The organism is Haladaptatus sp. (assembly GCF_049589095.1).
Classification (GTDB): Archaea; Halobacteriota; Halobacteria; order Halobacteriales; family Haladaptataceae; genus Haladaptatus.
Genome location: NZ_JBAWAC010000501.1, coordinates 1 through 5,232, shown reverse-complemented (window position 1 = coordinate 5,232; position 5,232 = coordinate 1). Strand labels below are relative to the sequence as shown.

The 5,232-nt window shown below is 63.3% G+C and carries 5 protein-coding genes and 1 pseudogene; 2 read left to right on the top strand and 4 right to left on the bottom strand.

Annotated elements, in window-relative coordinates:
• Window positions 1-369 (bottom strand): annotated as a pseudogene (locus WBV42_RS15580) (hypothetical protein); the annotation flags it as partial.
• On the opposite strand from WBV42_RS15580, the gene ddh reads away from it, so the two are divergent.
• Window positions 368-1,303, top strand: coding sequence for a D-2-hydroxyacid dehydrogenase (gene ddh / locus WBV42_RS15575; protein WP_423986831.1), 936 nt, complete (start codon window positions 368-370; stop codon window positions 1,301-1,303). The pseudogene WBV42_RS15580 and the gene ddh sit on opposite strands and share 2 nt — an antisense overlap.
• 241 nt (window positions 1,304-1,544) lie before the next feature.
• On the opposite strand, the gene WBV42_RS15570 is transcribed toward ddh, so the two are convergent.
• From WBV42_RS15570 to WBV42_RS15560, 3 genes are all read right to left on the bottom strand, one after another.
• On the bottom strand, window positions 1,545-2,657 hold the full coding sequence (locus WBV42_RS15570) for a M20 family metallopeptidase (protein WP_423986829.1): 1,113 nt from the start codon (window positions 2,655-2,657) through the stop codon (window positions 1,545-1,547).
• Window positions 2,658-2,738: 81 nt separating this feature from the next.
• A complete protein-coding gene (locus WBV42_RS15565) occupies window positions 2,739-3,041 on the bottom strand; it encodes a DUF7344 domain-containing protein (protein ID WP_423986827.1) in 303 nt (100 codons plus the stop codon).
• A gap of 99 nt (window positions 3,042-3,140) precedes the next feature.
• Window positions 3,141-3,302 carry a hypothetical protein gene (locus WBV42_RS15560; protein ID WP_423986826.1) on the bottom strand — a complete coding sequence of 54 codons (162 nt, stop codon included), beginning with the start codon at window positions 3,300-3,302 and terminating at the stop codon, window positions 3,141-3,143.
• A gap of 81 nt (window positions 3,303-3,383) precedes the next feature.
• Here WBV42_RS15560 and WBV42_RS15555 point away from each other — a divergent pair, with 81 nt between their 5' ends.
• The gene (locus tag WBV42_RS15555) at window positions 3,384-5,216 is read left to right on the top strand and encodes a PINc/VapC family ATPase (protein WP_423986825.1); all 1,833 of its coding nucleotides are present in this window, start codon (window positions 3,384-3,386) and stop codon (window positions 5,214-5,216) included.
• Window positions 5,217-5,232: the final 16 nt, after the last annotated feature.

The following is a 5,232-nucleotide window of genomic DNA, read 5'->3' as shown; positions in this document are numbered from 1 at the left end:
CCCGGCTTCGACGACGGTGAACTCCCCGGCGATATCGTAGGTCTGTCCCGAATCGACGTGGAAGACGGGATTCCCGTCCGAATCCTCGAACGGGAACGTCGCTTTTCCGCCTGCGACGCCTCGTTCGGTGGAGAGCACCGTTTCGCCGTCCGCGTCGGTCACCCAGAGCTCCTCGCGGAGAAAGTGTCGCTTGACCGTGCACTCCTTCGGTTCGAACGACCAACCGCCGATGGCACCGCGTCCAGTCATCGTGCCCGATTTGGTACCGGGGTGACAGGAAACTACCGATGGCGTTCCGCCCCCGCTCCGTTCCGCACTCACTGCCGCCGTCCGAAGATTCATCCTGTCGCCGTGGGTATCCCCCTCCATGGAGATTTCTCACCTCGGTGTCCACGAGTCCGTACGCGCTATCTTCCCTCCCGCGCAGTTGCGTGACGCGCTTTCGTCCGTCGACCCGACGGTCGTCGTCGTGGGCGACGACCCGGACGAGTTGGCGGACTGCGACGCGCTCGTCACCTTCGCGTACCGTGATTCGTTCCTTGATGCCGACCTCGAATGGATCCACTCGGTTCAGGCCGGATACGACCGCTTCCCGCTGGACGAGTTCGAGGACGCGGGAATCATTCTGACGAACAGCACGGGGATTCACGGCACCAGCGTCGGCGAGACCGTGTTGGGGACGATGCTCCAACTCGCCCGCCGTTTGCACGTCTACACCCGCCAGCAGGTCGACCACGAGTGGAATCGCCCGAACTGGGACGAACCGTTCACGCTGCAGGGCGAATCGCTCTGCGTCGTCGGTCTCGGCACGCTCGGACAGGGAATCGCCAAACGGGCCGACGCCATCGGTATGCACGTCACCGGCGTCCGCCGCTCGGCCGAGTCGGTTCCCCATGTCCGGACCGTCTACGCGGACGACCACCTCCACGAGGCCATCTCTAACGCCCGCTTCGTCGCGCTGGCCACCCCGCTCACCGCCGAGACGGAAGGGTTGATGGCCGAAGCGGAGTTCGACGCCATGCGGGACGACGCCTACTTCATCAACGTCGCCCGTGGACCCTGCGCCGACCAGGATGCCTTGGTTGCCGCCCTGCAAGACGGGAGTATCGCCGGTGGCGCACTCGACGTGTTCGAAGAGGAGCCGTTGCCCGACGAGTCCCCGCTCTGGGACATGGACGACGTCATCATCACGCCACACGCCTCCGCCATGGAGGTGGATTACTACGATCACATCGCGGAATTGGTTCGGGAGAACGTCCAGCACATCGACGCCGACGAACAGCTCACGAACCGCGTCGTCTGAGTCCTAGCGGTCGGGAGTTGTTGCGGGTGTCCAGTAGACGTATCCAGCCGCACGGCGTGCGCGAGAAACGCGCGCGAGGGATGACGAGCGGTAGCGAGGAATCGGTTGGGGAGGAGTGTGGCAGACGAAGTTGCGGGGCGGTATTCATGCGGCTCGGGTACTGAAATCACAACGGTATCAAACTCGTTTCGTAGCAAATCCGTAGCAAATCACTCGAAACCGTATCACGTCGTTTCTGATTCTACAGCCGTTCCGCGGTGTTCAGGTAGATCCGGTAACAGCGCTCCAGCACGTCGATGCCGACGCTCTCGTTCTTGGTGTGTGCTTCGCCGGGTTCGGAGGCACCGCAGACCACGCACGTCACGCCCGCTTGTGCCAGCCAGCCTGCGTCCGTGGCGTGGGGTTTCGTCACCTGTTCGGGGTCGTTGTCCTGTGCATCTTCCGCCGCCACGAGCACCGCGTCGGCGAAATCAGGGTCGTCGCACTCCATCGGTGGCAAATCCTGTTCGACGGACCACTCGACGCCGTCGATTTCCTCGACCGCTTCGAGGGCGGCGCGTTCGCCGGGGACGGTGCGCTCGTCGATGGTGACGTCACAGGTCGCGGGAATGACGTTCCACGCGCTACCGCCCTCGATTTCGGTGGCGACGACGCTCCCCGAGAGTTCGTTCCCGAGGACGGAGACGGTGGGGACCGAACAGTCGCGCACGATGTCCACGGCGTCGGTAGCGCGGTAGATCGCGTTCTCGCCCGCATCGGGTTCGCTGGCGTGGGCGGCCGTTCCGTGTGCCGTGATGGTGCTCGCCCGACGGCCCCGGTGGGCGACGACGACGTCCGTGACGTCCGCTTTCGAGTAGTTCGTGGAGCCTTCGGCGATGATAGCACAGTCCGGAGCGAAGTCGTGGTCGATGGCGTAGCGTGCCCCGGTCCCGCCGATTTCCTCGCCGACAAAGCTTGCGAAGACGAGGTCGCAGGTCGGGTCGGCGTCGCGGAACGCGAGCATCGAGGCGGCGACGGAGCCTTTCATGTCCGCCGCGCCGCGCCCGTACAGGCGTCCGTCGCGCTCTTCGACCACGTAGTCACCGCCGTCGGTCTGGGAGTCGTCCGGCGGAACGACGTCGTGGTGGCCGACGAACGCGAGGGACGTATCGGTCGTTCCGTCGTCCGTCGTTCCGTCGGACCGCGTCTGGGAGCCAGTCGCTCTTCGAGCGATCACGTTTCCTTTCCCGTCGCGGGTGACGTCGGCGTCCGTCTCCGATCGGAGCCATTCCTCGATACGGTCCCCCGCTGCCGTTTCGTCCTCGTGACTCGGAATCGAGACGAGGTCGCGGGTCAACTCGACCAGTTCGTCCATACACCCATCAGTTCGGCTGGGGGCTTAGTATCCAGCACCTCGGCAAGAACGGATCGGAAGCTCACGTCCGGAGCGGTAGTTTCACGAGGTGAACTCGTCGGGACAGCAGTCGATTATTCGTTCCAAAAACGGAGTTTCCCGATATCGAACCGTCTCAGTCCGATCGTCGTAATCGACCATCGCGGTGTCCCGGAGATACGGAATGTGAACGTGTCGAAGACGTATTTCGGTTTGCTGTGAATTCCCCCCGAGTAGTTCGATTAGCTCTTCGACCGTCGCGGTGCCATCCGATGATTCGGAGAGGTAGTACAACAGTTGTCGCCGTTGTTCGTCCGAAAGCGTCTTGAACGTTTCATCGAGGCTCGCGGACGTGAGTGCTACCATCTCGCGCATTTTGTTCTGTCAGCCTTCTAATTTTGGCGCTTGCGATAGCAAGTGGCTCCGGCAGCAAGTGACGAAACTCGGAAACGAACGACGGAACCGTCAGATGCCACAGTCATCGGCGTATTCGTACTCCGCGTAGCGGTCGAGTTTCCGCTCGACGGCGTCGAGAAGCCACTCTTCGACGGTTTCGTCCGCGAGGTCGGCTTCGATTCGGTCGCGCGTCTCGGCGTCGACGGTGAGAACGAGGTGGGCGTGACGCATCGACCCACATACGTTACCGACTACCAAAAGCATGACTCACACGCTGAAACCCTTATCAGGCTACCGCACGAACCGAGAGACATGAACGTAGTGCCGGATACGAGCGCCGTCGTCGATGGCCGGATTTCCCAGAAAGTCGGTGACGGTGACTTTGCCGGGGCGACGGTTCTCATCCCCGAAGCCGTCGTTAGCGAACTCGAATCGCAGGCGAACAAAGGAGAGGAGAGCGGTTGGGACGGTCTGTCGGAACTGCAGCGACTCGCGGACTTCGCGGACGCGGGCGATATCGATCTCGATTACGTCGGGGTGCGCCCCGGACCCGAAGAGCAGGGGTACGCCCACCGCGGCGAGATAGACGCACTCATCCGCGAACTGGCCGAGGAACACGACGCCACCTTCGTCACGAGCGACCTCGTGCAGAGCGAGGTGGCGAAGGCCAAGGGGTTGGACGTGGAGTACATCGCGCCGAAAACCGAGGACGTCGGCCGACTCAGTATCGAGGATTTCTTCGACGAGCAGACGATGAGCGTCCACCTCCGGTCGCGGATGCCGCCGATGGCCAAGCGCGGAGAGATCGGCGACATGCACTATCAGAAGATCCGCGACGACCCCTCGACCGACGAGGATCTCAAAGAGTACGCACAGGAGATCATCCAGAGCGCGAAACAGAGCAACGAGGGCTTCATCGAGATCGACGAACCGGGTATGACCATCGTCCAGTTCCGCGACTACCGTATCGCCATCGCGGAACCGCCGTTCGCGGACGCGTGGGAGATCACGGCGGTTCGACCCATCGTCAAGACCTCGCTGGACGACTACGAGCACGCGGACGAACTCCGCGGACGACTGCTCGAACGCCAGCGCGGCGTTCTCATCTCCGGTGCACCCGGTGCCGGGAAGTCCACCTTCGCACAGGCCGTCGCGGAGTTCCTCGCGGACAACGACTTCGCCGTGAAGACGATGGAGAAACCCCGCGACTTGCAGGTCGGCCCGGAGGTAACCCAGTACACCGAGTTGGCTGGCGAGATGGAGAAGACCGCCGACTCCCTGCTGATGGTGCGGCCGGACTACACCATCTACGACGAGGTGCGGAAGACGAACGACTTCGAAGTGTTCGCCGACATGCGCCTCGCGGGCGTCGGCATGGTCGGCGTCGTCCACGCCACGCGACCGATCGACGCGCTGCAGCGGCTCATCGGCCGGGTCGAACTCGGCATGATTCCGCAGATCGTGGACACCGTCGTCTACATCGAAGCCGGGCAGATCGAGAAGGTGTACGACGTTCGGACGGAGGTCAAGGTGCCCGCGGGCATGACCGAGGAGGACCTCGCCCGCCCCGTCATCCTCGTGGAGGAGTTCGAGACCGGAACACCGGAGTACGAGATTTACACCTTCAACCGGCAGGTCGTCACGGTCCCTTTGGAGGACGGTGACGAGAAGGAGACCGGCGTCTCCCGACTCGCCAGACAGGAGATCGAGCGCGAAATACAGTCCGTCTCGCGCGGGCACGTCGACGTGGACCTGCAGGGACAGAACAAGGCCGTCGTCTACGTGGACGAAAACGACATCTCCTACGTCATCGGCAAGGGCGGCGGCCGCATCGACGACATCGAGAACCGCCTCGGTATCGACATCGACGTGCGCACGCACGACGAGAAACCGTCCTCGGTCGGGACGACGGCGGTGGCTCCGAAGGGGAACGTCGTTACCCCCGAAATCACGTCGCGCCACGTCATCATCCCGCTCGACGGCCACGCCGGGGAAACCGTCGAGGTGCAGGCCGACGGCGAGTACCTGTTCACCGCGACGGTCGGCCGCGGCGGCGATATTCAGGTTTCCCGCGGCAGCGCCATCGCCGAGGAACTGGAGTACGCCATCGACCGGGAACGACAGATCACCGTCGTTTCGGAGTAATTGGACAGCGTTCGGT